The following is a 22,261-nucleotide window of genomic DNA, read 5'->3' as shown; positions in this document are numbered from 1 at the left end:
CAACCTCTCCAACTACCGCCTCCGCATGCTCCTCGTCGCAGGCGGACTCAACACGTGATCCCCACCGGAAGTCCGAAGAGCCCGTAAACGTTACACAGCCGTCAAAAAGACCGGGCGAAATGCGTGCAATAATCCTGCCTATCGTTCATACGTGACCGAGGCCACATCTGCTCGTTCACAGCCGAGATGGAAGGCGCAATTGTGAAGCAATTGACCGCGCAGTTCAGTGCGGCCCGGCGGTGGAGAGCGGGCGTGATCCTCGCTTTTCTCGCCGCGTTCGCACTGCTCACCGCGGCCCCCGCGGCCTCCGCCGTGCTCGCTCAGGGCACGGAGGACGAGGGCGGCTCGTACAGCATCCGGGGTACGCTCCGGGCCGACGGGGAACCGGTGGAGGGCGTCCGGCTGACCGCGGAGGGCGAGGGCGGCTCGGGCGAGACCGTCAGCGACGAGGACGGCCGCTGGCAGATCTCCCTTCCCGTCGGCGGCGTCTACACGCTGGAGCTGGACGAGTCCACCCTGCCCGAGGGCGTCTCGCTGGCTCCCGGCCAGGAGAACCCCCGCGAGGTGGACTTCGGCACCACCAGCAACGCCGGCGTGATCTTCCAGTTCGGCGACGGAGCGGCGAGCCCCGCACCCAGCCCGCAGGACGAGGGCACGGACACCGGCGCGGCGAGCGAGTCCTCCGAGCAGGCGGTCGACGAGGTCACCGGCACCCCGGAGCGGCCCGGCCGCAACTTCGGCGTGGTGCTGGGCGAACGCGCGCTGGCCGGCCTGACCTTCGGGCTCATCCTCGGTCTCGCCGCCGTCGGACTCTCCCTGGTCTACGGCACGACCGGTCTGAACAACTTCTCCCACGGCGAGACGGTGACCCTGGGCGCCGTGCTCGCCTTCTTCTTCGTCGCGGCGGGCGTGCCGTTCTGGGTGGCGCTGGCGCTGGCGGTCCTGGGCGGCGCCGTGTACGGCTATCTCAACGACACCGTCATCTGGAAGCCGTTGCGCGACCGGCGTGCCGGCCTCGTGCCGATGATGATCGTCTCGATCGGCTTCGCGCTCACGATGCGCTACATCCTGCAGTTCTTCTTCGGCGGCCAGACCAGGCATCTGCCGTTCGCGCAGAGCTCCGTCATCAGCGTCGGGCCGTTCTCGATCACGACGAACAACCTCACTTCGATGGTGATCGCCCTGGTCATCATCCTGGGCGTCTCCGCACTGCTGATGTACTCCCGGCTGGGCAAGGCGACCCGCGCGGTGGCCGACAACCCCGCGCTCGCGGCGGCCTCCGGCATCGATGTGGACCGGGTGATCCGGCTGGTGTGGATCCTCGGCGCGGCGCTGGCGGCGCTCGCCGGCATCCTCTACGCGTACTACCGCCCCGGCGTGACCTTCAATATGGGCCAGCAGATCCTGCTGATGATCTTCGCCGCCGTCACGGTCGGCGGGCTCGGCACGATATTCGGCGCCTTCATCGGCGCGCTGTTCGTCGGCCTGCTCACCGAGATCTCGACCATCTGGCTCGCCGCGGACCTGAAGTACGTGGGCGCGCTGTTCATGATGATCCTCGTGCTGATCTTCCGACCGCAGGGGCTCCTGGGCAGAAAGGAAAGAATCGGCTGAGGCCGGATTCGAAGAGGAAACCATGGACTTCTCAAGCATTCTGACCAACGCCCTCTGGGAGATCATCAACCCCAATACGGCCGCCTACGCGCTGGCCGCGCTCGGGCTGGCACTGCACTTCGGCTTCTCCGGGCTGCTCAACTTCGGCCAGGCCGGCTTCATGGCCGTCGGCGCCTACGGTTTCGCCATCTCGGTGCTGACCTTCGATGCGCCGCTGCTGGTCGCCGTCGCGGTGGCGCTGTGCTGCTCACTCGTGCTGGCACTGATACTGGGCCTGCCGACCCTGCGGCTGCGGGCGGACTACCTGGCCATCGTGACGATCGCGGCGGCGGAGATCATCCGGTACGTGGTCACCACGCACCAGCTGACCCATATCACCGGTGCCGCCAACGGCCTGTCCGCCTTCGAGCGTGACTTCTACGCGCTCAACCCCTTTGAGGCGGGCCAGTACGCCATCGGCCCGCTCACCGTCTCCGCCCGCTCCCTGTGGATGATCGTGGTCTCCTGGAGCATCGTCATCATCGTGGCGGCCATCGTGTTCGTCATGGTCCGCAGCCCCTGGGGCCGGGTGCTCAAGGGCATCCGCGAGGACGAGGACGCGGTCCGCTCGCTGGGCAAGAACGTGTACGCCTACAAGATGCAGGCGCTCATCTTCGGCGGCCTGCTCGGCACCACGGCCGGCATGATCTTCGTGCTCGCCACCGGCTCCGTCCAGCCCGCCCGCTTCGGCACCGAGCTGACGTTCTTCCTGTGGACCTGCCTCCTGCTGGGCGGCATGACCACGGTCCTGGGACCGGTGATCGGCGCCATGATCTTCTGGGTGGTCCTCTCGCTCACGCAGGGCGTCCTGGTCGGGCTCGTGGAGTCTGGCACCGTGACCTTCATCTCGACCGTCCAGGCGGGCCAGCTGCGTTACATCATGGTCGGCCTGGCGCTCATGCTGCTGATGATCTATCGGCCGCAGGGAATCCTCGGCAACAGGAAGGAGCTGGCGTTCTCATGACCACCGGCCCGCACGCCCAGAACGACGCCGCTCAGCCGACAGGCACCGCCACCGCGGGAGAGACCGCCGACTACGCGCACTGGGCGGACAACCCGTATATGACCGATGTACGTCCCATCGTCTCCGACGGCGCCGCGCCGACGCCCGGCTGCGCCAAACGCGACCCGATCATCGTCGCCGACGGGGTCACCCGGCAGTTCGGGGCGCTCAAAGCCGTGGATGTGGCGCATCTGGAGATCCCGCGTCACAAGATCACCGCGCTGATCGGCCCGAACGGCGCTGGCAAGACGACGCTGTTCAACCTGCTGACCGGGTTCGACACGCCCCAGAGCGGCCGCTGGTCCTTCGACGGGCACTCCCTGGCCGGCGTCGCCCCGCACAAGGTGGCCCGGCTCGGCATGGTCCGCACCTTCCAGCTGACCAAGGTGCTGGGCAAGCTGCCGGTGATCGAGAACATGCGGCTCGGCGGCGCCGCGCAGCCCGGGGAACGCATCTACATGGCACTGTTCCCCTGGCTGTGGAAGGCCCGGGAGAAGGAGCTCACCGAGAAGGCCGACCGGCTGCTGGCGCGTTTCAAGCTCGACGCCAAGCGCGAGGACTACGCCGCGAGCATGTCCGGCGGGCAGCGCAAGCTGCTGGAGATGGCCAGGGCACTCATGACGGAGCCCTCGCTGGTCATGCTCGATGAGCCGATGGCGGGCGTCAACCCCGCGCTCAAGCAGTCCCTCCTGGACCACATCAAGGACCTCAAATCCGAGGGCGTGACCGTGCTCTTCGTGGAGCACGACATGCACATGGTCCGGCACATCGCCGACTGGGTGGTGGTCATGGCCGAGGGCCGGGTGGTCGCGGAGGGACCACCCGACGAGGTGATGAAGGACAAGGCCGTCGTCGACGCCTATCTGGGGGCCCACCACGACGTCGACCTGGGTGACTCCGCGGGCGTGGCGGAGCTGGAGGCTGAGCTGGCCGAAGACGAGGAGTCCGTCGTCGGCACGCAGGACGCCGGGCTCCTGGGCGAGGAAGAACACGAACGCGAGGAGAAGGCATGAGCCCGACAGCACCCGCATCCGCCCCGCAGCAAGCCGGCGGCCCCGGCGGCCCGGAGGCCGTGGTCACCGTCACGGATCTGGTGGCCGGCTACCTGCCGGGCGTGAACATCCTCAACGGCTGCAGCATCGAGGCCCGCGCCGGGGAGCTGATCGGCATCATCGGCCCCAACGGCGCGGGCAAGTCGACCCTGCTGAAGGCCATGTTCGGCCTCGTCAAGGTGCACTCCGGGACGGTCGTGGTCAAGGGCGAGGACCTCACGGGGCTGAAGGCCAATAAGCTCGTCTCCCGCGGGCTGGGCTTCGTGCCCCAGACGGAGAACGTCTTCGCGGCGCTGACCATCGAGGAGAACCTGCAGATGGGCCTCTTCCAGCGGCCCAAGGTCTTCGCGGAGCGCTTCGACTACGTCACCGGCCTGTTCCCGGAGCTCGGCCGGCGCCGCTCCCAGCGGGCCGGCTCGCTCTCCGGCGGTGAACGGCAGATGGTCGCGATGGCCCGCGCCCTGATGATGGACCCCGCCGTGCTGCTGCTGGACGAGCCCTCGGCCGGCCTGTCCCCCGTGCGCCAGGACGAGACCTTCCTGCGCGTGCACGAGATCAACCGCGCCGGGGTGTGCGTCATCATGGTGGAGCAGAACGCGCGCCGCTGCCTGCAGATCTGCGACCGGGGCTATGTCCTGGACCAGGGCCGGGACTCCTACACCGGCACCGGCCGCGAGCTGCTGGACGATCCCAAGGTGATCCAGCTCTACCTCGGCGACCTCGCCGAGCAGGTGGAGGGCAAGGACAACCGGAAGGACGGCGGCACCGCCTGAGGCTCGCTCAGGCGCCGCCGGGCAGCAGAGAGCACAGAGAACAGCACGAAGGCCGCTTCGCACCCGCGAGGCGGCCTTCACGCTGTGCTGGGGGCATCCAGTGTGCGCTGGTCCCGCTGGTCCTGGGGGTCCTTGGGGGTCGTCCTGACGGCATGACGGCATGACGGGCAGGGCAAAGGCCCCGCCTCCCGGTGCGGGAGACGGGGCCTCGTGTCCGGCCGTGGCCGAAGTGGATCAGAGTTCGCCGAACTCCTCGAACTCCGGGTGCGGCACATTGTCGCCGTCGTAGACGTAGATGCCGATGGTCGCGGCCGTCACATCGCCCACATCGGAGAACTCGATCGGGCCGGAGTAGCCCTCGTAGTCGATGTCCGCGTCCGGATCGGCTTCGAGCAGTTCCCGGCACTCGGTGAACAGGAAGCACTGCTCGCCGCCGCTGGAGATGCCCTGCATCTCGTCCCGGATGGCCGTCGGATCGGTCGAGCCGGCCTTGATCGCCGCCAGCGCGACCAGTGCCGCCGCATCGTAGGACTCCGCCGCGTAGCTGAAGGAGTCCAAATCCGGATCGATCTCCAGCAGCCGCTCCTGCATCTCGCCGTCGGCGAAGGCGCCGGGCTGCGAACCGGAGGCGCCCTCCAGGGTGCCCGGATCCAGATCGCCGCTGTAATCGGCGGTATTGCCGTCCACCATGAACAGATTGGTCGGCTCGACACCACGTGCCGTCAACAGCGGGATGATCGAGGTGGCCTGATCGAAGCTGATCAGCACGACCGCGTCAGGATCGGCCGCCACGACCTCGTCCACCTGGGAGGTGAACTGAGAATCGCCCTCGTTGAACAGCGACTCGGCGACGATCTCGCCGCCGGCGCCCTCCACGGCCTCGGTGATGTTCTCCGCCAGGCCGGTGCCGTAGGCGTCGTTGAGCACGATCATGCCGACCGTCTGGTGCCCCTCGGAGACGATGTAGTTGCCGAGCACGCGGCCCTGCAGCACGTCCGAGGGCGCGGTGCGCCAGTAGAAGCCGTCGTCGTCCCACTCGCTGAACTCCGGCGAGGTGTTGGCCGGGGAGATCTGGAGGACGCCGGCGCCCGTGATCTGGTTGATCACGGTCTGGGAGACACCGGAGGAGGCGGCGCCGATGATGGCGGCCACTCCCTCGTTGAGCAGATCCGTGGTGGACTGGCTGGCCAGGTCCGTGGTGGTGTCGCCGGAGTCGCGGTGCAGCACCTCGACGTCCTCGCCGTTCACGCCACCGGTCTCGTTGATCTCCTGGATGGCCAGGTCGACGCCGGCGATCTCCGGCGGGCCGAGGAAGGCCAGGGCACCGGTCTGCGGCAGCAGGGTGCCGATGCGCAGGGCGCCGCCTTCGCCGCCGCCCTCTCCGCCACCGTCACCGCTGTCGTCGCCGCCGCCCGTCGCGCAGGCGGAGACGCCCAGCAGGAGCGCCGCCGCGATTCCCGCGGCTTTCACGCCCGCGCCGAAGCGGCCGTTATTTTTCCGAATGAGCATATTCTGCCTCCCTGAATTCACGGGCACCGCGCCCGCGAGATTATCGGCTAGTGACCGAGATCACTGCGCCAAGATTAATCCAGATTAGAGGGAGGCGACGTTTCGTGGAGGAAAAATCGGGATGCGGTTCCGTCACGAATCCATAACGCGGGTATACCGCACGGCGCGGCCGCCACCGCCGGGCCGGCCTTGGGCCCGCCACCAGCGGGCGAGTAGGCTGACGGTGCACAACCCAATCACGAGGAGGAACGCCATGGCACTCATCAGCAAGGCTCAGACCGTCTGGCAGGGAACGCTCCAGGAGGGCAGCGGCCGCGTCAGCCTCGACACCTCGGGCGCGGGAACCTTCGACCTGGCGTGGGCCTCGCGCGCGGAATCGCATCAGGGCAAGACCAACCCGGAGGAGCTGATCGCCGCAGCGCACTCGGCCTGCTACTCCATGGCGCTGTCGAACATCCTGGCCGGCAACGGGACCCCGCCGGAGGAGATCAACACCGGCGCCGATGTCACCTTCGACCTGGAGAAGGGCGGGATCGCCGGGATCCACCTCGTCGTGGTCGGCAAGGTCCCGGGGCTGTCGTCCAGCGAGTTCGAGGAGCTCGCGGAGAAGGCCAAGAAGGAATGCCCCGTGAGCAAGGCCCTCAAGGCCGTCGACATCACGCTGAGCGCCTCGCTGGGCTAGAGGTCTCCCCTAGGTCCGGCGGCGCGCTGCAAGGCGGCGCCGCCGGGCCGCCAAGACGGCGGCGCCGGTACGGATCCGCCCGCGCACCAGGGCGTCCACCTGCCGCTCGAGATCTTGACGGCTGCCGGAATTGTCGAGGATGACGTCGGCGGTCGCCATTCGCTCCGCGTCCGTGGCCTGCGCGGCGATCCGCTGCCGGGCCTGTTCCTCGTCCATCCCCCGGTCCTCCACCAGCCTGCGCAGCCGCTCGCCGGCCGGCGCATGCACCACGACCACCAGGTGATAGTCCCCCTGCATCCGGTTCTCCACCAGCAGGGGGACGTCATGCACCACGACCGCGCCGGGATCCTCCGCGCGGATCTCCGCCAGCCGCTCAAGGAAGAGCCGCCGCACCTCGGGGTGGACGATCCGCCCCAGCGCCTCACGTTCTTCCTGGTCCGCGAAAACCCGCGCCCCCAGCGCGGGGCGGTCCAGGCTCCCGTCGGCGGTCAGCACCCCGGGGCCGAAGTGCCGGGCGATGCCGGCGAGCCCCGCGCTGCCGGGCTCGACCGCCTCGCGGGCCAGCACATCGGCGTCGATCAGATGCAGGCCGTGCGCGGCCAGCCGCGCCGAGACCGTCGACTTACCCGCGGCGATCCCGCCCGTCAGTCCGATCAGCATGGTCACCATGCTACGAGACGCACGAAGGGGGACCCCGTCACGGGATCCCCCTTCGTCATGCGGCCGCGCGCCTTTCAGGCGCTGACGACCAGGCCGTCAGTTGCCGGCGAGCTTCTCACGCAGCGCGGCGAGCGCCTCGTCGCTGGCCAGCGTGCCGGCATCGCTCGGAGCGGGCTCCGAGCCGTAGCTCGACTGCGACGACGACGAGGAGGAGCCGGAGCCCTCCACGGCAGCCTCCGCAGCGGAAGCGGCATCGGCGGCCAGAGCCGCGGCAACCTGCTTCTTGTGCTCTTCCCAGCGGGCCTGGGCCTCGGCGTACTGCCGCTCCCACTCCTCGCGCTGGGCCTCGTAGCCCTCGAGCCACTCCTCGGTCTCCGGATCGAAGCCCTCGGGGTACTTGTAGTTGCCCTCTTCGTCGTACTCCTGGACCATGCCGTACAGCGCCGGGTCGAGGAACTCCTCGGCGTCCGGGTCCACGCCCTCGTTCGCCTGCTTGAGCGAGAGGGAGATGCGGCGGCGGTCCAGGTCGATGTCGATGACCTTGACGAAGATCCGGTCGTCCACGGACACGACCTGCTCGGGCAGGTCGATGTGGCGCACGGCGAGCTCGGAGATGTGCACCAGGCCCTCGATGCCGTCCTCGACGCGGACGAAGGCGCCGAAGGGGACGAGCTTGGTGACCTTGCCCGGCACGATCTGCCCGATGGCGTGCGTGCGGGCGAACTGCTGCCAGGGATCCTCCTGGGTGGACTTCAGCGAGAGGGAGACCCGCTCGCGGTCCATGTCCACGTCGAGGACCTCGACGGTGACCTCGTCGCCCACCGAGACGACCTCGTTCGGGTGGTCGATGTGCTTCCAGGACAGCTCGGAGACGTGCACCAGGCCGTCCACGCCGCCCAGATCGACGAAGGCGCCGAAGTTGACGATCGAGGAGACCACGCCGGGGCGCACCTGGCCCTTCTGCAGGGTCTGCAGGAAGTCGTAGCGCACGGCCGACTGGGTCTGCTCCAGCCAGGCGCGGCGGGAAAGCACGACGTTGTTGCGGTTCTTGTCGAGCTCGATGATCTTCGCCTCGACCTGCTGGCCGATGTACGGCGCGAGATCCCGCACCCGGCGCATCTCCACGAGGGAGGCCGGCAGGAAGCCGCGCAGGCCGATGTCGACGATCAGGCCGCCCTTGACGACCTCGATGACAGTGCCGGTGACGACGCCGTCCTCTTCCTTGATCTTCTCGATGTCGCCCCAGGCGCGCTCGTACTGCGCGCGCTTCTTGGAGAGCATGAGACGCCCCTCTTTGTCCTCCTTCTGGAGGACGAGGGCCTCGATCTCGTCGCCGACGCTGACCACCTCGGCCGGGTCGACATCGTGCTTGATTGACAGCTCACGCGAGAGCACGACGCCCTCGGTCTTGTACCCGATGTCAACCAGGACTTCGTCGCGATCGACCTTGACGATGGTGCCCTGCACGATGTCGCCATCGTTGAAGTACTTGATCGTCTCGTCGACGGCGGCGAGGAAATCATCAGCAGATCCGATGTCGTTGATCGCGACCTGCTTGGGTTCGGCCGTGCCCGGCGTAGTGGTGGTCATAGAGATAGGGGCTCCGTGAATGGATGGTCTCGTAGTGGACGTATGGACATTTCAGCTGCGTGCGGGCCTTCATGACGCCGTGCTTCCCGGGGCGGACACGAGCCGCTCATGATGTGGCACCATGGTGGAACAACGTGAGGCCCAGGCATGCAGGCACGACGGAAGCCGCGTGCAATGTCAAGCTTATCAGCAAAGAAGGCGGGTTGGGTACTTGCCATGACGCAGGAGGATCCAGTGGACCGAGTGGACGACGTGGACGATATCGTCGTCGGCGGCTATCTCGCCATCGGGGCCGAGGAGTCCGTGCGCGCCAACCGCAGCTACTGGGACGGCTCTGCCGAATCGTATCTGGCCGAGCACGGCAGCTTCCTGGGCGCGGCCGACTTCATCTGGTGTCCGGAGGGCATCCACGAACGCGATGTGCGGCTGCTGGGCAAGGTGCGCGGCCGCCGCGTGCTGGAGGTGGGCTGCGGCGCGGGCCAGTGCTCCCGGTGGTTGGCCGAGCAGGGCGCCCAGGCCACCGGCGTGGACTTCTCCTCCGCGATGCTCCAGCAGGCCAGGCGGCTGCAGCAGGAGCATCCGCTCACGCAGGGGGCGACGCCGCCGACGTTCGTCGAGGCCGATGCCCGGCATCTGCCCTTCGAGGCCGGCAGCTTCGACATCGCCTTCTCCGCCTACGGCGCGCTGCCGTTCGTCAAGGACGCGCAGAGCGTGCTGGCGGAGGTCGCGCGGGTGCTCAAGCCCTCCGGCCGCTGGGTGTTCTCCGTCACGCACCCCAATCGCTGGATGTTCCCGGACGTTCCCGGTGAGGCCGGGCTGACGGTGGAGTACTCCTATTTCGACCGCACCCCGTATGTGGAGCTCGACTCGCAGCAGCGTCCCATCTACGCCGAGCACCACCGCACGATGAGCGACTGGGTGGCCCTGATCAACGGCGCCGGCTTCACGCTGACCGGGCTGATGGAACCCGAGTGGCCCGCCGACAACGACAAGGCCTGGGGCGGCTGGTCCCCGCTGCGCGGCGCGCTGATGCCCGGTACCGTGATCTTCCAGTGCCAGCTCAAACCGGAACCGGACTACTCCATCTGAACCCGCCACTGCGCCGCCACCAGCGAGAGGCGCTGCGGGCCTGGCGCCGCGCCCACGACTCCGGCGCGCGCCGGAGCTGGATCGTCCTGCCGCCCGGCGCCGGCAAGACCCGGGTCGGAGTGGAGGCGGTGCGCGCCAGCGGGCGCAAAGGCGTGGTGTTCTCCCCCAACACCGCGATCCAGGCGCAGTGGGCGGCGGCGGACCCCGCACTGCGCTCGCTCACCTATCAGTCCCTCGCCGTCTTCGACGCCGAGCGTGAGGACCGGAACGGGGACGATGACGACGGTGGCGGCTCCGAACTGTCCAGGCTGCATCCCAACGGGCTGCGGCTCGTGGAGGAACTCGCCGCCGCGGGCGACCTCATGCTGGTGCTCGACGAGTGCCACCATCTGCTGCGCACCTGGGGACGGCTGCTGGCCGAGGTCCTGCAACGGCTACCGCAGGCGCACGTCCTGGGCCTGACCGCGACGCCGGCCGCGTCGATGACCGCGGCCGAGGCGGCGCTCGAGGCCGACCTCTTCGGCGGCGTGACGTATCAGGCCCAGATCCCCGAGGTGGTCCGGGAGGGCGATCTCGCGCCGTACCTCGAACTGCCGTGGCTCACCACGCCGACCCCCACCGAGCGCGACTGGCTGCGCCGGCACGATGCGCGCGTCCAGGAGTTCCTGGCGCACCTGGGCGACCCGGAGATCGCCAGCGTCCCGCTGCTGGAATCGCTCGACGCGCTCACCGCCGGCACCAGATGGGCGGATCTGGAAGCCGCTGAGCCCGAGCTGGCCGATGCCGTGGCGCGGCTGGCACACGCCGGGACGGCCAGGCTGCCCGAGGACGCCGTGCTGCGGGAACGGCACCGCCAGGATCCCGGCGTGGCGGACTGGATGCGCATCCTGGAGCACTGGCTGAAGCCCCTGAACGAGAGCGGTGACGGCGACGATCCGCGGGACCGGGCGCTCATCGACGAGGTCGCCGGGCTGCTGCCCTCCCTCGGCTACCGCTGGACCCGGCGGGGAATCGTCCGGTCCACGCCCACGGCCGACCGGGTGCTGGCGCGCAGCGGCGCCAAGGCGCGGGCCACGGCCGACATCCTCGGCCACGAGTCCGCCACCCTGGGCGAGGAGCTGCGCGGCCTGGTGCTGTGCGACTTCGAATCCGCTGCCACGCTGCCGCGGACGCTGCACGAGGTCGTAGACCCGGCCGGCGGCTCTGCCCGCGCGGTGCTCCGGGCGCTCCTGGATGACCCCGCGACCGCGGAGCTGCGCCCGCTGCTGGTCACCGCCAGGACGGTGGCCGGCGAGGAGCGCACCCTGCGCGCCCTGGCCGCTTTCGCGAAGGACCGGCTGCCGGAGCACACGGCCGCGGCGCTCGTGGTCGAGCATTCCGCTGGCTCCCCCACGCTGGAAGGCTGGAACGCCCGGCAATGGGTTCCGGTGATCACGGAGTTCTTCGCCCGGGGCGGCAGTCGCGTGCTGATCGGCACGCGCGGGCTGCTCGGCGAGGGCTGGGACGCCCGATGCGTGAACACGCTGATCGACCTCACCTCCGCCACCACGCCGACGGCGATCGTGCAGATGCGCGGCCGCGCGCTCCGCCTCGATCCCGCCCAGCCGGGAAAGGTCGCGGCGATCTGGACCGTGACCACCCTGGCGGAGGGCCTGCTCGCCGACGGGGACTGGCAGCGGCTGGTCCGCAAGCACGACGGGCACCTGGCCCCGGATTCCACCGGCGAGCTCGTGGACGGCGTGGCCCATCTGGACGATGGTTTCAGCGCACACCACCCGCCGGCCCCGGACCTGAACGACGAGGTCAACGCCCGTGCGGTGCGGCGCTCCCAGCGCCGGGAGGAAGCCGCTCGGCTGTGGCGCAGCGCCCTCGCGGCCGGCACGCATCAGGTCTCGGTGGTGCGGGCCCGGGAGCGGCACCGCGCCGCCCGCGCCGGCACCGACGGCGGCCGGCCCGTGCAGCCGGTACCGCGCACGGCCCCGTCGCCGATCTGGAGGGTGGCGCGGATCAGCGTACCCGTCCTGGCGGCGTTGGCGCTGATCCTCGTCCTGGCCGGTTTCCCCGCGGCGGGTGCGGGAGCGCTGGGCGCCTGCCTGGTGGCCGGCACGGCCGTCCTGGTGCAGGTCCGTCGCCGGCACCTGGAGCTGGCGCGCCCGCCCGGGATCGTCGCAGTGGCCGCGGCCGTGGCCGAGGCCATGCACGAGGCGGGACTGCTCTCCCGGGGCGCCGAGGCGATCAGCGCGCGATTCGGCGGATCCGAGGGCGAGTTGCGCTGCCGGATGACGGGCGTGCCGGCAGAGGAGTCGGCGCGGTTCGCCGCCGCCCTGGACGAGGCGGTGCAGCCGCTGAGCAGCCCCCGCTACATCGTCTCCCGGAGCACGGTCGCCGCCCCCACCGCCTGGGCCGCGATGCGCGCGACGCTCTCCGGCCGGGATGGCCAGGCGAGCACCTGGCATCCGGTGCCGGCCGAGCTGGCCGGCCGCCGCGAGACCGCCGAGCTGTATCTGCGCGCCTGGCGCCGCTGGGTGGGCGAGGGCGAGCTGCTCTACGCGAAGAGCCCCGAGGGCGCGGGCGTCGTCGCGGCCGCGCGCGGCGACGACCCGTGGCAGGTGTCCACGGCGATCCGCCTGCACTGGGCCTGACGACCGGGCGGCGGCCTCAGTGCGCTGCGGCGTGCCAGGAGGCGCCGGAGCCGATGTTGACGTCGAGCGGGACGTCGAGTTCGGCGGCCGAGCCCATCTGCTCGCGCACGATGGCCGCGGCCTGCTCGTACTCCCCGGGGGCGATCTCCAGGATGAGTTCGTCGTGCACCTGCAGCAGCACCCGGCTGCCGAGCCGCTGTCCGGTCAGCTCGCGGTCGACGCCGATCATGGCGCGCTTCATGATGTCCGCCGCCGAACCCTGGATCGGCGCGTTCAGCGCCGCCCGTTCGGCCATCTCGCGCCGCTGGCGGTTGTCGCTGCTCAGATCCGGCAGGTACCTGCGCCGCCCGAACAGCGTCTCGGTGTACCCGCTGCGCCGGGCCCGGTCGACCACCTCGTCGAGGTAGCGCTTCACCCCGCCGAACCGCTCGAAGTACCCGGTCATGAGGGCGCGGGCCTCGTCGACGCCGATGCCCAGCTGCTTGGACAGGCCGTAGGCGGACAACCCGTAGGCCAGGCCGTACGACATCGCCTTCACCCGGGCGCGCATCTCCAGCGTGACGTCCTCGGCGCCGACGCCGAACACCTGGGCGCCGACGTAGTTGTGCAGGTCTTCGCCTTCCCGGTAGGCCTCCTGCAAGCCCGCATCGCCGGACAGGTGCGCCATGATGCGCATCTCGATCTGCGAGTAGTCGGCGGTGAGCAGCCGCTCGTAACCGGGCCCGGCGATGAACAGCTCGCGGATCCGGCGGCCCGCCTCGGTCCGCACCGGGATGTTCTGCAGATTCGGGTCCGTCGAGGACAGCCGTCCGGTGGCGGCCACCGTCTGCTGATACGTCGTGTGGATCCGGCCGTCATCGGCGATGGAGCGGCCCAGGCCCTCCAGGATCTGCACCAGCTTGGTGGCGTCCCGGTAGGCCAGCACATGCTCCAGGAAGGGGTGCTGGGTCTCGGCGTAGAGCTCGGCGAGGGAGTCCGCGTCAGTGGTGTACCCGGTCTTGGTGCGCTTGGTCTTGCGCATGCCGAGGGTCTCGAACAGCACCACCTGGAGCTGCTTGGGCGAGCCCAGGTTGATCCGCTCCCCGATCGCCTCGAAGGCGGCCTCGGCGCTGCGCTCGCCGCGCGCCCGGTAGTCGGAGACGAGTTCGCCGAGCAGTTCCCGGTCGATCTGCACCCCGGCCAGCTCGGCCTTCGCCAGGATCGTGACGGTCGGCACCTCCAGTTCGCTGAACACCGCGCGGGTGCCCTCCTCCTGCTCCAGCCGCGCGGCCAGCTCGGTATGCAGGTCCAGGACGGCACGGGCGCGGCGCGCCAGGGCCAGCAGCTCGGCCTCGCCGCCGTCGAGGTCGAGGGCGAGCTGCTCGCCGTCCGCGGAGTCCGGCTCCAGGCTGCGGCCCAGATAGCGCGCCGCCAGATCGTCCAGGCCGTAGCCACGCAGTTCCGGCCGCAGGACATAGGCGGCTAGCTCGGTGTCCAGCGGCGCCTGCTCGGGGTTGAGCGCAGCCAGATCGATCAGGCCCCGCTCGTGGAACGCCTTCAGCTGCGTCTTGGCGCCGTGGAAGACCAGTCGGCGGGGGTTCTCGGTGAGCAGCCGTGCGAGCGCCTGTTCCGCCGCCGGGTCCAGATCCGCCAGCTCCACCGCACCGCCGGGATGTGACTCCTGATCCAGGGTCTCCTCGAGGGCGGCGCGGGCGATCGCCAGCCGGGTGACGTCCCCGTGCCCGAGCGCGTAGTGCCCGTCGCCGGCGAGAGCCACGATCTCCTCGGGGCCGATGCTCTCGATGAGTTCCCGGAAGCCGGCCGCGTCGAGCACGCGGGGCGGGATCTCCTCCTCCGGCTGCGAGGCGTCGCCGCCGGTGCGGTCCGGGGCGCCGAAGGCCCGCTCGAAGCGCTCTTTCAGGGCCCGGAACTCCAGAACGTCGAACAGCTCCTCGACGACGGCGAAATCCGCCTCCTGGCGCCGGGTCTCGGCGACGCCGACGGGCAGCGGCAGAGCCGTTTCCAGGCGGTTGAGCCGCTGGTTGCGGACCACCTGGTCCAGGTGCTCGCGCAGACGCTCGCCCGCCTTCCCGCCGATCTGATCCGCATGGGCGATGACCCCGTCCAGGTCGCCGTGCGCGGCGAGCCACTTCGCCGCCGTCTTCTCGCCCACGCCGGGAACGCCGGGAAGGTTGTCCGCGGTCTCGCCGACCAGCGCGGCCAGTCCCGGGTAGTTCTCCGGGCTGACACCGTACTTCTCCTCCACCGCCTCGGGCGTCATGCGGGCCAGATCGGAGACGCCGCGCTTGGGGTACAGCAGGGTGGTGGAGTCGTTCACCAGCTGCATGCAGTCGCGGTCGCCGCTGATGATCAGGCTCGATATGCCCGCCTCCCGCGCCTGCGCGGCGAGGGTGGCGATCACGTCGTCGGCCTCGTGTCCCTCCAGGGTGACGATCGGGACCCTGAGCGCCTTCAGCAGATCGATGAGCAGGTCCACCTGGCCGGCGAACTCGGGCGGCGTGGGTTTGCGACCGGCCTTGTACTCCGGGTACTGCGCCAGCCGCACGGTCGGCTTGCCCAGATCGAAGGAGACCGCCAGGTGCGTCGGCTCCTCGGCGGCCACGACGTTGAGCAGCATGGACATGAAGCCGTAGACGGCGTTGGTGTGCTGCCCGGTGCTGGTGGTGAAGTTCTCCACCGGTAGGGCGTAGAACGCACGGAAGGCCAGGGAGTGTCCGTCGATCAGCAGCAGGGTATCGGCGTTGGCGGTGCTCACGGGCCCAGCCTAGCCGAACTAAGCTGGGCGACTATGGACGACGCCTTCTCCATCCCCTCGGACCTCGAAGCGCTCACACCGGCCTGGTGCGAGGCCGCCGTGGCCAGGCTCAACGCCCTCAACGACGACCCGGCCGCAGCCCAGCTGGCGGGCCTGCTCGGCATCCGGTTCCTGGATCTGGACCGGGACTCGATCTCGGCGCGGATGCCGGTGGCCGGGAAGCTCCAGCCGGCCGGCCTGCTGCACGGCGGCGCCCATCTGGTGCTGGCCGAGACGCTGGGCTCGGTGCACGCCTGGCTGCTGGCCGGCGGAGCCGACGTGGTGGGGCTGGACATCAACGCGACGCATCTGCGTGCCGTGCGCTCCGGCACGGTGAGGGCACGCGCCGAGGTCGTGCACGCCGGCGGCACCGTGATCAGCCATGAGGTGCGCGTCCGGGACGAGTCCGGCGCGTTGCTGTCCACCGCGCGGATCACCAACCTGGTGCGCCGCCGCGCTGCCGGCGGCCGGGAGGAGCGGACGTGACGGCCGAACGCTGCCTGCTGCTCAAACACGGGGAGCTGTTCCTCAAGGGCGCCAACCGGCCGGCCTTCGCCAGGCGCCTGGTGCGCAACGTCCGGGCCGCGCTGCCGCCGGAGTGCGGGCGCGTCCGGGCGGAGGCGCGCAACGGTTTCACCGTGCTCTATCCCGAGCGGGGACCGGAGGCGCTCGCGGCCGGTATGCGGGACATCGCGGGGGTGAGCGTGATCGATGTGGCGCTGCGGGTGGACAAGACCGCCGAGGCGTTCGGCCCGGCCGCACTGGCCGAACTACGGCGGCGGTTCGGCCAGCGGCTTCGGGACACACCGCGGTCCTTCGCGGTCGTGGTGCGGCGGCGGGACAAGACCTTTCCGCTGACCTCCGCCCAGCTGGCGGCACGTCTCGGGGCGGAGCTCCAGGCCGCCACTGGCTGGCCGGTGAACCTGGGCGAACCCGAGGTGACGGTCTCGGTGGAGATCGACCGGCACGAGGCGTTCGTCTCCGCCGAGCGGCTGCGCGGGCTCGGCGGGCTCCCGGTGGGTTCCAGCGGCACGGCGCTGGTGCTGCTCTCCGGCGGATTCGACTCCCCCGTCGCCGCCCACCGGGCCATGCGGCGCGGCCTGCGCTGCGAGTTCATCCACTTCAGCGGCGCGCCCTACACCGATCCCAGTTCGACCTACAAGGCCTATGCGCTGGTGCGCGAGCTCACCCGGTTCCAGCCGCGGGCACGGCTGTGGGTCGCGCCGCTGGGACCGGCCCAGCGCACCCTCGCCTCCTCCGCCGATCCGGCACTGCGCACCATCGCCCAGCGCCGACTGATGGTGCGCATCGGCGAGGAGCTCGCCGGCAGGGTCGGCGCGGAGGCGCTCGTGATGGGCGACAGCCTGGGCCAGGTGGCCAGCCAGACGGTGAGCAATATCGCCAGCGTCGACGAGGCCTGCGCCCTGCCCGTGCTCCGCCCGCTGCTGGGCTGGGACAAGGAGGAGATCATCACCGAGGCGCGGCGGATCGGCACCGCCGAGATCTCCGCGCTGCCGGACGAGGACTGCTGCCGGCTGCTGGCGCCGCCGCGTCCGGCAGTGCGCTCTGATCCGCGCATCCTGGCGCGGGCTGAGCGCCGGGCCGGCGTGGACGAACTGGTCGGCCAGACGCTGGACCGGCTGCAGGAACACCTGGTCTCCATCGCGGACCGCCGGGCCGGCCTGGTGCCGCCGGCCGCTGGCTGACCGGGCGGCTGCCCGCTCAGCTGGAGGCGCGGCCCCGCTTCCAGTAGCCCATGAAGGAGACCTGCTTCCGGCTCAGCCCCAGGTCCTTGACCATATGGCGGCGCAGCGCAGTGATGACGCCGGCTTCGCCGGCGAGCCAGGCGTACTCGCGGAAGCCCTCCGGCTCGGAGACCTCCCAGAGCGGGTCCTCGGCGCCGATCTCGGCGAACTCCTCGCCGCCTCCGGCGGCGCCCTCGCTGCGGCGGCGGCCCCAGTCGCGCACCGCCGCGGTGAGCGGCTCGCCCAGGGCCGCCCCGTCCCGTGGCAGCCAGTGCACGGCGACGGCTGAGGCGGTGCGCACCGGCAGGACGTCCTGCTCCGAGGGCACCTCCAGATAGGCCTCGCCGGTGAAGGTCTCCGGCAGCGATTCGAGGATGGCGCAGATGGCGGGCACGGCGGTCTCGTCGCCGGCCAGGAGCACCTCGGTGGCGGTGCCGGGGCTCCATTCGATCCCGGCGCCCGCGTTCTCATGCCGGCCGTCCGGGCCGATGACGATCAGCTCGTCGCCAGGGGCGGCGCTCAGCGCCCAGGCGGAGGCCGGGCCTTCCGTGCCGTGCACGACGAAGTCGACGTCGATCTCGCGTTCGGCCGGGCGGATGTCCCGGACGGTGTAGGTCCGGATCGGATTGCGCTCGGATTCGGCCAGCGCCCGCCAGGCGTTGTACCACTCCATCAGGCTCGGCTGAGGCTCCCGCCACAGGCCGAGATCGGGGAAGGTCCCGTCCGGGCGCGGCAGGAACAGCTTGATGCGCTGATCGAGCCCGCCGGTGTGGAAGTGGCGCAGCTCCTCATCGGCCAGGGTGAAGCGGACGAAATGCGGGCTCATGCGCCGCACGGCAGCGACCCGCGTGGCATAGGCCCGGCTCATGCCTGACCGCCCAGGGAGTCTTCGATGAGCGGGACGAGCTGGTCCAGTGCATAGCCGCGGGCCTCGGGGGTGCCGAGGGAGAACGCCCGGGACAGCTCACCGGTGATGACGAGGGCCCGTCCCTCGGCGACGGCGGGAATCGCGTTCCAGCTCGGATCCTCGGTGATCTCCTCCTCCCCGATGAAGATGGGGAAGGCGACGATGAGATCCGCATCGACCGTGCTCAGCTGTTCGTCGGAGAGGCTGACGCTCCACTCGCCCTCGGCGCCGAGCGCCTCGATCTCCGGGTTCAGGGTGAAGCCGAGTTCCTGCATGAACTCCACCCGACCGTCCTGGGTGTAGGCGCCCCAGCCCTCCGAGGTGCGGGTCACCACGCTCACAGTGAGGTCCTGCCATTCGGGATGCTGGCCGGCCGCCTCGGCGAACGCCTCTTCCTGTTCCTGCAGGATCTCCTCGGCGCGTTCGGCCTGCCCCAGCGCCGTGCCGATCATCCGGACCTGCTCCTCGCCGGTGGTCAGGTAGTTGGCGCCTCCCGGCCCCACGCCGACGGTGTCGGCGATCGCCGCCAGCCGCTCGTAGCGCTCCTGCTCCCCGGAGCTGTTCACGTCGAGGATCAGATCCGGTTCCAGCGCGGCCACGGCCTCGTAGTCCAGCTCCATGGTGCCGAGGATCTCCGGGGACTCGCTGTAGGTGTGCTCCACCCAGGGGCCGATGCCGTCGACGTCCTCCCCGAATCCGATCCAGTCGGCGGCGCCCACGGGTTCCACGCCGAGCTGCAGCGCGATCTCGGCGTCGCCCCAGCCCAGTGCGACGACCCGTTCCGGCCGTTCCTCGATGACGACCTCGCCGAACTCGGTCTCCACCGTCGCGAAGGCCTCGTCCTGGCCGCCGCCTTCGCGCCCGTCATCGCCCCCGCCGGCCGCGCAGCCGCTGAGCGCGAGGAAGCACGCGGCGAGCGCCGCGATGCCAGAGCGAGAGGGTGAGGGACGGGACATGGATATCTCCTGAGGTGACACGGGTCTAGGGACGCCGGCGCAGGACGCCGACAGTAAGTAAGGCTAGACTACCCCAACATGACGGCGCCGGCGGAGTGATCTTCACAGCTCGATCCGGCGGCCTGGGCCAAGGTCGTCGATGAACCTCTGGTCGTGGCTCACCACGAGGAGCGCACCCCGGAAAGCCGCCAGCGCCTCGGTCAGGTGCCGGACGCCGGCGAGGTCCAGGTTGTTGGTCGGTTCGTCGAGGACGAGCAGCTGCGGGGCAGGCTCGGCCAGCAGCAGGCAGGCGAGGGTGGCTCGCCACCGCTCGCCTCCCGAGAGCGTCCCGGCGGGCCGCCGCACGGCCTCCCCGCGCAGCAGGAACCGCGCCAGCCGGTGATGGATAGCGCCGGGGTCAGCCCCCGGGGCGAACCGGCGGACGTTGTCGATGACGTTCGCGTCCGGGTCGAGCAGATCCAGGCGCTGCGGCAGATACCGCATGGGCACCAGCACCTCGGCACTGCCTTCGGCGGGCTCGGTCTCGCCGGCCAGGCACCGCAGCAGGGACGTCTTGCCGATCCCGTTGGGGCCGGTGAGCGCGATCCGCTCGGGGCCGCACACGGACAGATCCAGCCGTCGCTCCTGCCAGGCGGTGCCGTGCGGCGCGCGCAGCCCGGCGGCGCGGAGCACCTCCCGCCGGCCCGGCACCTCGGTGCCGGGCAGGTCGATGCGGATGACATCGTCCTCGCGCAGGCGGGTCTCGGCCTCCTCGAGCGTCTCGCGTGCGGAGTCGAGCCGCTGCCGATGCACGGCCCTCAGCCGTCCCGCGCTCTCCTGTGCCCGGCGCTTACGCGTGCCGGCGAGGATCGGCGGCAGCGACTCGGCCTGCGTTCGGCCCTGCTTGTCCCGGCGCGCCTGCTTCGTCTGCTGCTCGGCGAGTTCGCGCTTCTGCCGCCGCACGCCGTTCCGGGCGCTCGCCACGGCCTGCGCCGCAGCCTCCTGTTCGGCGGCGACGGTTTCCCGGTAGTGGGTGAAGCCGCCCCCGTACCAGCGGACCGTCCCGCCGCGCAGCTCCCCGATGTCGTCCACCAGGTCGAGCAGCTCGCGGTCGTGGCTGACGACCAGCAGCGTGCCGGCGAACGCGGCGACGGCGTCGTAGAGCCGGTGACGGGCCGCACGATCGAGGTTGTTCGTCGGTTCGTCGAGCAGCAGCACGGCCGGCCGCCGGAGCAGCAGGGCGGTCAGCGACAGCAGTGTGAGCTCCCCGCCGGAGAGCGTCCCGGCCGGCCGGTCCAGTGCCAGGCCCGAGAGCCCGAGACGCGACAGGTGCGCGTCGAGCCGCTCGGGAAGATCCCAGTCATCGCCGACCGTCTCGAAGTCCTGCTCGCGCACCGAGCCGGCCTCGATCGCGGCCAGGGCGCGCATCGTCGCCTGGACGCCGAGGAGCGCAGCGACCGGGCGGTCCGGTGCGGCGGCCGGGTCCTGCGGCAGATAGCCGAGCTCCCCGTGCGCCCGGACCGCGCCGGAGTCCGGGCGGAGCAGGCCGGCGACGATCTTCAGCAGGGTCGATTTGCCGGTGCCGTTGGCGCCGATGAGCGCGTGCCGGCCGGGGCCGAGCCCGAAGGACACGCCGTCGAGGACGGCGGGGCCGTGCGGGAGGCGGAAGGTGATCTCGCTCAGGATCAGGGATGCGGGGGTCTGCGGCATGATGGTCTCCATGGTGCTGGCGGTATGGAATCACGTATGGAGACGCTGCGCGGTGCGCATGGAACATAGAGCATGTGCCGACGGGGTCGGCCGGCGGAGGATATCCGGGCCATCAGGTGCGTACGCTCGATGAGGTCGTCACACGGCGGGCGACCGGGCAGAAGCCGGCGGCGCGCTGCGCAGGTCTACGGACCTCAGAGCTTCAACGGGCACCTCGTGGTAGGCGGCAGGACCAGCCCAGTCTAACCCGCGCGCACGTCCGCGACTACCTCGTCACTGAGCGCGGCGCGGACGCAGGCGGCGGCGAAGCGAGGCAGGTTATCGCGCTCGACCAGCCGGCTCAGCCGGTCAGGATCGTCCGGCAGCCCGAGCTTCCGTGCCCCGTCGAGTACTTTCTGATCCAGGCAGGGCGCCAGCTCCGGCCAGACTCCCTGCGCCTCGCGGCAGAAGATCGTGGCCCCCAGCGGCCCGATCCCCGGGAACTCCTGCAGGGCGGCGTGGATGCCGTCCGGCTCGCCGGCCTGATCCCGCAGGCGCCGCAGGTCCCCGCGATAGCGGTCCAGGAGCAGCACGGCGCCATCGCCCAGCATGGTCGCGGTGCGCTCGTCGTATCGGCGGTAGCCGCCCTGGCCGAGCGCGTCCACGCGCTGCTGCCAGCTCGCCTCCGCCATCCGGGCGGGCGTGCGGTACCCGGCCGAGGAAAGCGCCCGGGCCGCGCGAACGGCGATGTCGCCGCTGATCCGGGCGGAGAGCAGCAGGCTGAGCACCAGCAGCCGGTAGAGCGGGGACGGGGTGTCCTTCAGAGTGATGCCCGCCTGCTCGGCATAGCTGCGTCCGTGCCGGTGAAGAAGGATCCGGGCGGTCTGCTGCTGCGTCATGGTGCTCACCTGCCTTCGCAGGTCGAGGTTACTGCGCGTACTCCTCCCAGTCGAACTCCTCCCCCGCGTCCCGGGCGTTGAGGGCGTAGGCGATCTGACCGTCGAGGGTCTCGCGGATCAGATCGGCGTGCCCGGCGTGCCGCGCGACCTCGGCGATCAGGTGATGCGCGACCCAGCGGACGCTCCAGGAGCCGATGTCCGCGGGGAACCACGGCGCATCCGGCACCGGCACGCGGGCGTCGAAATCAGCGTGCGCGAGCACTGGCCGCACCAGGGCAGCGGCCCGCTGCAGGCGCTCGCGGAGCTGCGCACCGTCATCCGGCGGGATCTCGGCACCGGAGAAGAAGCCCGCCAGCTCCATGTCGAAGTCCTGCGCGCTCAGGCCGGAGGTCTCCGCTCCGCCGCCGTGCGCGTGGATATAGGAGAGCCAGTTCGCGGTGGTCTGGGCGATATGGGCGAGCAGGCCTGCCAGGCTCAGCGCGGACGTGGTGGGCACGGCGCGCAGCTGGTCCTCGTCGAGGTCGAGGGCGGCGATGCGCACCTGCTCGAGTTGCTGGGCGAGGAAAACGATATGGGCGTCGCGTTCGTCGGTGACTCCGGGGGCGAGGAATGGCATCACGGCTCCTTGGGTGCCTCGGC

18 protein-coding genes are annotated in these 22,261 nt (G+C 70.6%); 9 read left to right on the top strand and 9 right to left on the bottom strand.

Going from position 1 to position 22,261, the window contains the following annotated elements; genetic code table 11:
* Positions 1-252: 252 nt before the first annotated feature.
* From IEW13_RS10650 to IEW13_RS10635, 4 genes are all read left to right on the top strand, one after another.
* Positions 253-1,614 (top strand): branched-chain amino acid ABC transporter permease, encoded by a 1,362-nt coding sequence (locus IEW13_RS10650; RefSeq protein WP_373283569.1) that lies wholly within the window; start codon positions 253-255, stop codon positions 1,612-1,614.
* A 22-nt stretch (positions 1,615-1,636) separates the two neighbouring features.
* Positions 1,637-2,617, top strand: coding sequence for a branched-chain amino acid ABC transporter permease (locus IEW13_RS10645; protein WP_188550888.1), 981 nt, complete (start codon positions 1,637-1,639; stop codon positions 2,615-2,617).
* A gap of 98 nt (positions 2,618-2,715) precedes the next feature.
* The gene (locus IEW13_RS10640) at positions 2,716-3,669 is read left to right on the top strand and encodes an ABC transporter ATP-binding protein (protein ID WP_229745085.1); all 954 of its coding nucleotides are present in this window, start codon (positions 2,716-2,718) and stop codon (positions 3,667-3,669) included.
* A complete protein-coding gene (locus tag IEW13_RS10635) occupies positions 3,666-4,481 on the top strand; it encodes an ABC transporter ATP-binding protein (RefSeq protein WP_188550886.1) in 816 nt (271 codons plus the stop codon). Before IEW13_RS10640 ends, IEW13_RS10635 begins: the two co-directional genes overlap by 4 nt.
* A gap of 234 nt (positions 4,482-4,715) precedes the next feature.
* On the opposite strand, the gene IEW13_RS10630 is transcribed toward IEW13_RS10635, so the two are convergent.
* Positions 4,716-5,990 (bottom strand): ABC transporter substrate-binding protein, encoded by a 1,275-nt coding sequence (locus IEW13_RS10630; RefSeq protein WP_188550885.1) that lies wholly within the window; start codon positions 5,988-5,990, stop codon positions 4,716-4,718.
* Positions 5,991-6,243: 253 nt separating this feature from the next.
* On the opposite strand from IEW13_RS10630, the gene IEW13_RS10625 reads away from it, so the two are divergent.
* On the top strand, positions 6,244-6,672 hold the full coding sequence (locus tag IEW13_RS10625; protein ID WP_188550884.1) for an OsmC family protein: 429 nt from the start codon (positions 6,244-6,246) through the stop codon (positions 6,670-6,672).
* A gap of 9 nt (positions 6,673-6,681) precedes the next feature.
* Here the strand turns inward: IEW13_RS10625 and coaE are convergent, their stop codons facing one another.
* Both coaE and rpsA read right to left on the bottom strand, forming a co-directional pair.
* On the bottom strand, positions 6,682-7,332 hold the full coding sequence (coaE, locus tag IEW13_RS10620; RefSeq protein WP_188550883.1) for a dephospho-CoA kinase: 651 nt from the start codon (positions 7,330-7,332) through the stop codon (positions 6,682-6,684).
* 96 nt (positions 7,333-7,428) lie between these two features.
* Positions 7,429-8,922 carry a 30S ribosomal protein S1 gene (rpsA, locus tag IEW13_RS10615; protein WP_188550882.1) on the bottom strand — a complete coding sequence of 498 codons (1,494 nt, stop codon included), beginning with the start codon at positions 8,920-8,922 and terminating at the stop codon, positions 7,429-7,431.
* A gap of 216 nt (positions 8,923-9,138) precedes the next feature.
* Between rpsA and IEW13_RS10610 the strand changes: the two genes are divergently transcribed.
* Together IEW13_RS10610 and IEW13_RS10605 are read left to right on the top strand one after the other, a co-directional pair.
* Positions 9,139-10,011 carry a class I SAM-dependent methyltransferase gene (locus IEW13_RS10610; protein ID WP_188550881.1) on the top strand — a complete coding sequence of 291 codons (873 nt, stop codon included), beginning with the start codon at positions 9,139-9,141 and terminating at the stop codon, positions 10,009-10,011.
* The gene (locus tag IEW13_RS10605) at positions 9,975-12,653 is read left to right on the top strand and encodes a DEAD/DEAH box helicase family protein (RefSeq protein ID WP_188550880.1); all 2,679 of its coding nucleotides are present in this window, start codon (positions 9,975-9,977) and stop codon (positions 12,651-12,653) included. Before IEW13_RS10610 ends, IEW13_RS10605 begins: the two co-directional genes overlap by 37 nt.
* A gap of 16 nt (positions 12,654-12,669) precedes the next feature.
* Here IEW13_RS10605 and polA read toward each other — a convergent pair whose 3' ends face one another.
* Complete coding sequence (polA, locus tag IEW13_RS10600) at positions 12,670-15,408, bottom strand: DNA polymerase I (protein WP_188550879.1); 2,739 nt, start codon at positions 15,406-15,408, stop codon at positions 12,670-12,672.
* A gap of 33 nt (positions 15,409-15,441) precedes the next feature.
* Here polA and IEW13_RS10595 point away from each other — a divergent pair, with 33 nt between their 5' ends.
* Entirely contained in the window at positions 15,442-15,933 is a 492-nt protein-coding gene (locus tag IEW13_RS10595; protein WP_188550878.1) for a PaaI family thioesterase, read from the top strand.
* Entirely contained in the window at positions 15,930-17,153 is a 1,224-nt protein-coding gene (gene thiI / locus IEW13_RS10590; RefSeq protein WP_229745080.1) for a tRNA uracil 4-sulfurtransferase ThiI, read from the top strand. Before IEW13_RS10595 ends, thiI begins: the two co-directional genes overlap by 4 nt.
* Positions 17,154-17,169: 16 nt before the next feature.
* Here the strand turns inward: thiI and IEW13_RS10585 are convergent, their stop codons facing one another.
* The 5 genes from IEW13_RS10585 to IEW13_RS10565 all read right to left on the bottom strand — a co-directional run bounded on the left by IEW13_RS10585 (position 17,170) and on the right by IEW13_RS10565 (position 22,238).
* On the bottom strand, positions 17,170-18,060 hold the full coding sequence (locus IEW13_RS10585; RefSeq protein WP_188550877.1) for a siderophore-interacting protein: 891 nt from the start codon (positions 18,058-18,060) through the stop codon (positions 17,170-17,172).
* The gene (locus IEW13_RS10580; protein ID WP_188550876.1) at positions 18,057-19,055 is read right to left on the bottom strand and encodes an iron-siderophore ABC transporter substrate-binding protein; all 999 of its coding nucleotides are present in this window, start codon (positions 19,053-19,055) and stop codon (positions 18,057-18,059) included. The genes IEW13_RS10585 and IEW13_RS10580 overlap by 4 nt, the downstream gene beginning before the upstream one ends.
* Positions 19,056-19,157: 102 nt before the next feature.
* A complete protein-coding gene (locus tag IEW13_RS10575; protein WP_188550875.1) occupies positions 19,158-20,744 on the bottom strand; it encodes an ABC-F family ATP-binding cassette domain-containing protein in 1,587 nt (528 codons plus the stop codon).
* 242 nt (positions 20,745-20,986) lie between these two features.
* The gene (locus tag IEW13_RS10570) at positions 20,987-21,622 is read right to left on the bottom strand and encodes an HhH-GDP family DNA glycosylase (protein WP_188550874.1); all 636 of its coding nucleotides are present in this window, start codon (positions 21,620-21,622) and stop codon (positions 20,987-20,989) included.
* 28 nt (positions 21,623-21,650) lie between these two features.
* On the bottom strand, positions 21,651-22,238 hold the full coding sequence (locus IEW13_RS10565) for a mycothiol transferase (protein WP_188550873.1): 588 nt from the start codon (positions 22,236-22,238) through the stop codon (positions 21,651-21,653).
* Positions 22,239-22,261 lie beyond the last annotated feature (23 nt).

Origin of the sequence: Sediminivirga luteola, from assembly GCF_014639315.1 — a bacterium.
In the GTDB taxonomy this organism is placed as follows: Bacteria; Actinomycetota; Actinomycetes; order Actinomycetales; family Brevibacteriaceae; genus Sediminivirga; species Sediminivirga luteola.
Note: the sequence above shows the minus strand (reverse complement) of the source record. Positions and strands in the feature narration are given on the sequence as shown.

Excerpts from the sequence above, each read along its gene's own strand:
- IEW13_RS10645 (WP_188550888.1), top strand. The coding sequence starts at position 1,637 with ATGGACTTCTCAAGCATTCTGACCAACGCCCTCTGGGAGATCATCAAC.
- IEW13_RS10640 (WP_229745085.1), top strand. The coding sequence starts at position 2,716 with ATGACCGATGTACGTCCCATCGTCTCCGACGGCGCCGCGCCGACGCCC.
- IEW13_RS10635 (WP_188550886.1), top strand. The coding sequence starts at position 3,666 with ATGAGCCCGACAGCACCCGCATCCGCCCCGCAGCAAGCCGGCGGCCCC.
- IEW13_RS10630 (WP_188550885.1), bottom strand. The coding sequence starts at position 5,990 with ATGCTCATTCGGAAAAATAACGGCCGCTTCGGCGCGGGCGTGAAAGCC.
- IEW13_RS10625 (WP_188550884.1), top strand. The coding sequence starts at position 6,244 with ATGGCACTCATCAGCAAGGCTCAGACCGTCTGGCAGGGAACGCTCCAG.
- coaE (WP_188550883.1), bottom strand. The coding sequence starts at position 7,332 with ATGCTGATCGGACTGACGGGCGGGATCGCCGCGGGTAAGTCGACGGTC.
- rpsA (WP_188550882.1), bottom strand. The coding sequence starts at position 8,922 with ATGACCACCACTACGCCGGGCACGGCCGAACCCAAGCAGGTCGCGATC.
- IEW13_RS10610 (WP_188550881.1), top strand. The coding sequence starts at position 9,139 with ATGACGCAGGAGGATCCAGTGGACCGAGTGGACGACGTGGACGATATC.
- IEW13_RS10595 (WP_188550878.1), top strand. The coding sequence starts at position 15,442 with ATGGACGACGCCTTCTCCATCCCCTCGGACCTCGAAGCGCTCACACCG.
- IEW13_RS10585 (WP_188550877.1), bottom strand. The coding sequence starts at position 18,060 with ATGAGCCGGGCCTATGCCACGCGGGTCGCTGCCGTGCGGCGCATGAGC.
- IEW13_RS10580 (WP_188550876.1), bottom strand. The coding sequence starts at position 19,055 with ATGTCCCGTCCCTCACCCTCTCGCTCTGGCATCGCGGCGCTCGCCGCG.
- IEW13_RS10575 (WP_188550875.1), bottom strand. The coding sequence starts at position 20,744 with ATGCCGCAGACCCCCGCATCCCTGATCCTGAGCGAGATCACCTTCCGC.
- IEW13_RS10570 (WP_188550874.1), bottom strand. The coding sequence starts at position 21,622 with ATGACGCAGCAGCAGACCGCCCGGATCCTTCTTCACCGGCACGGACGC.
- IEW13_RS10565 (WP_188550873.1), bottom strand. The coding sequence starts at position 22,238 with ATGCCATTCCTCGCCCCCGGAGTCACCGACGAACGCGACGCCCATATC.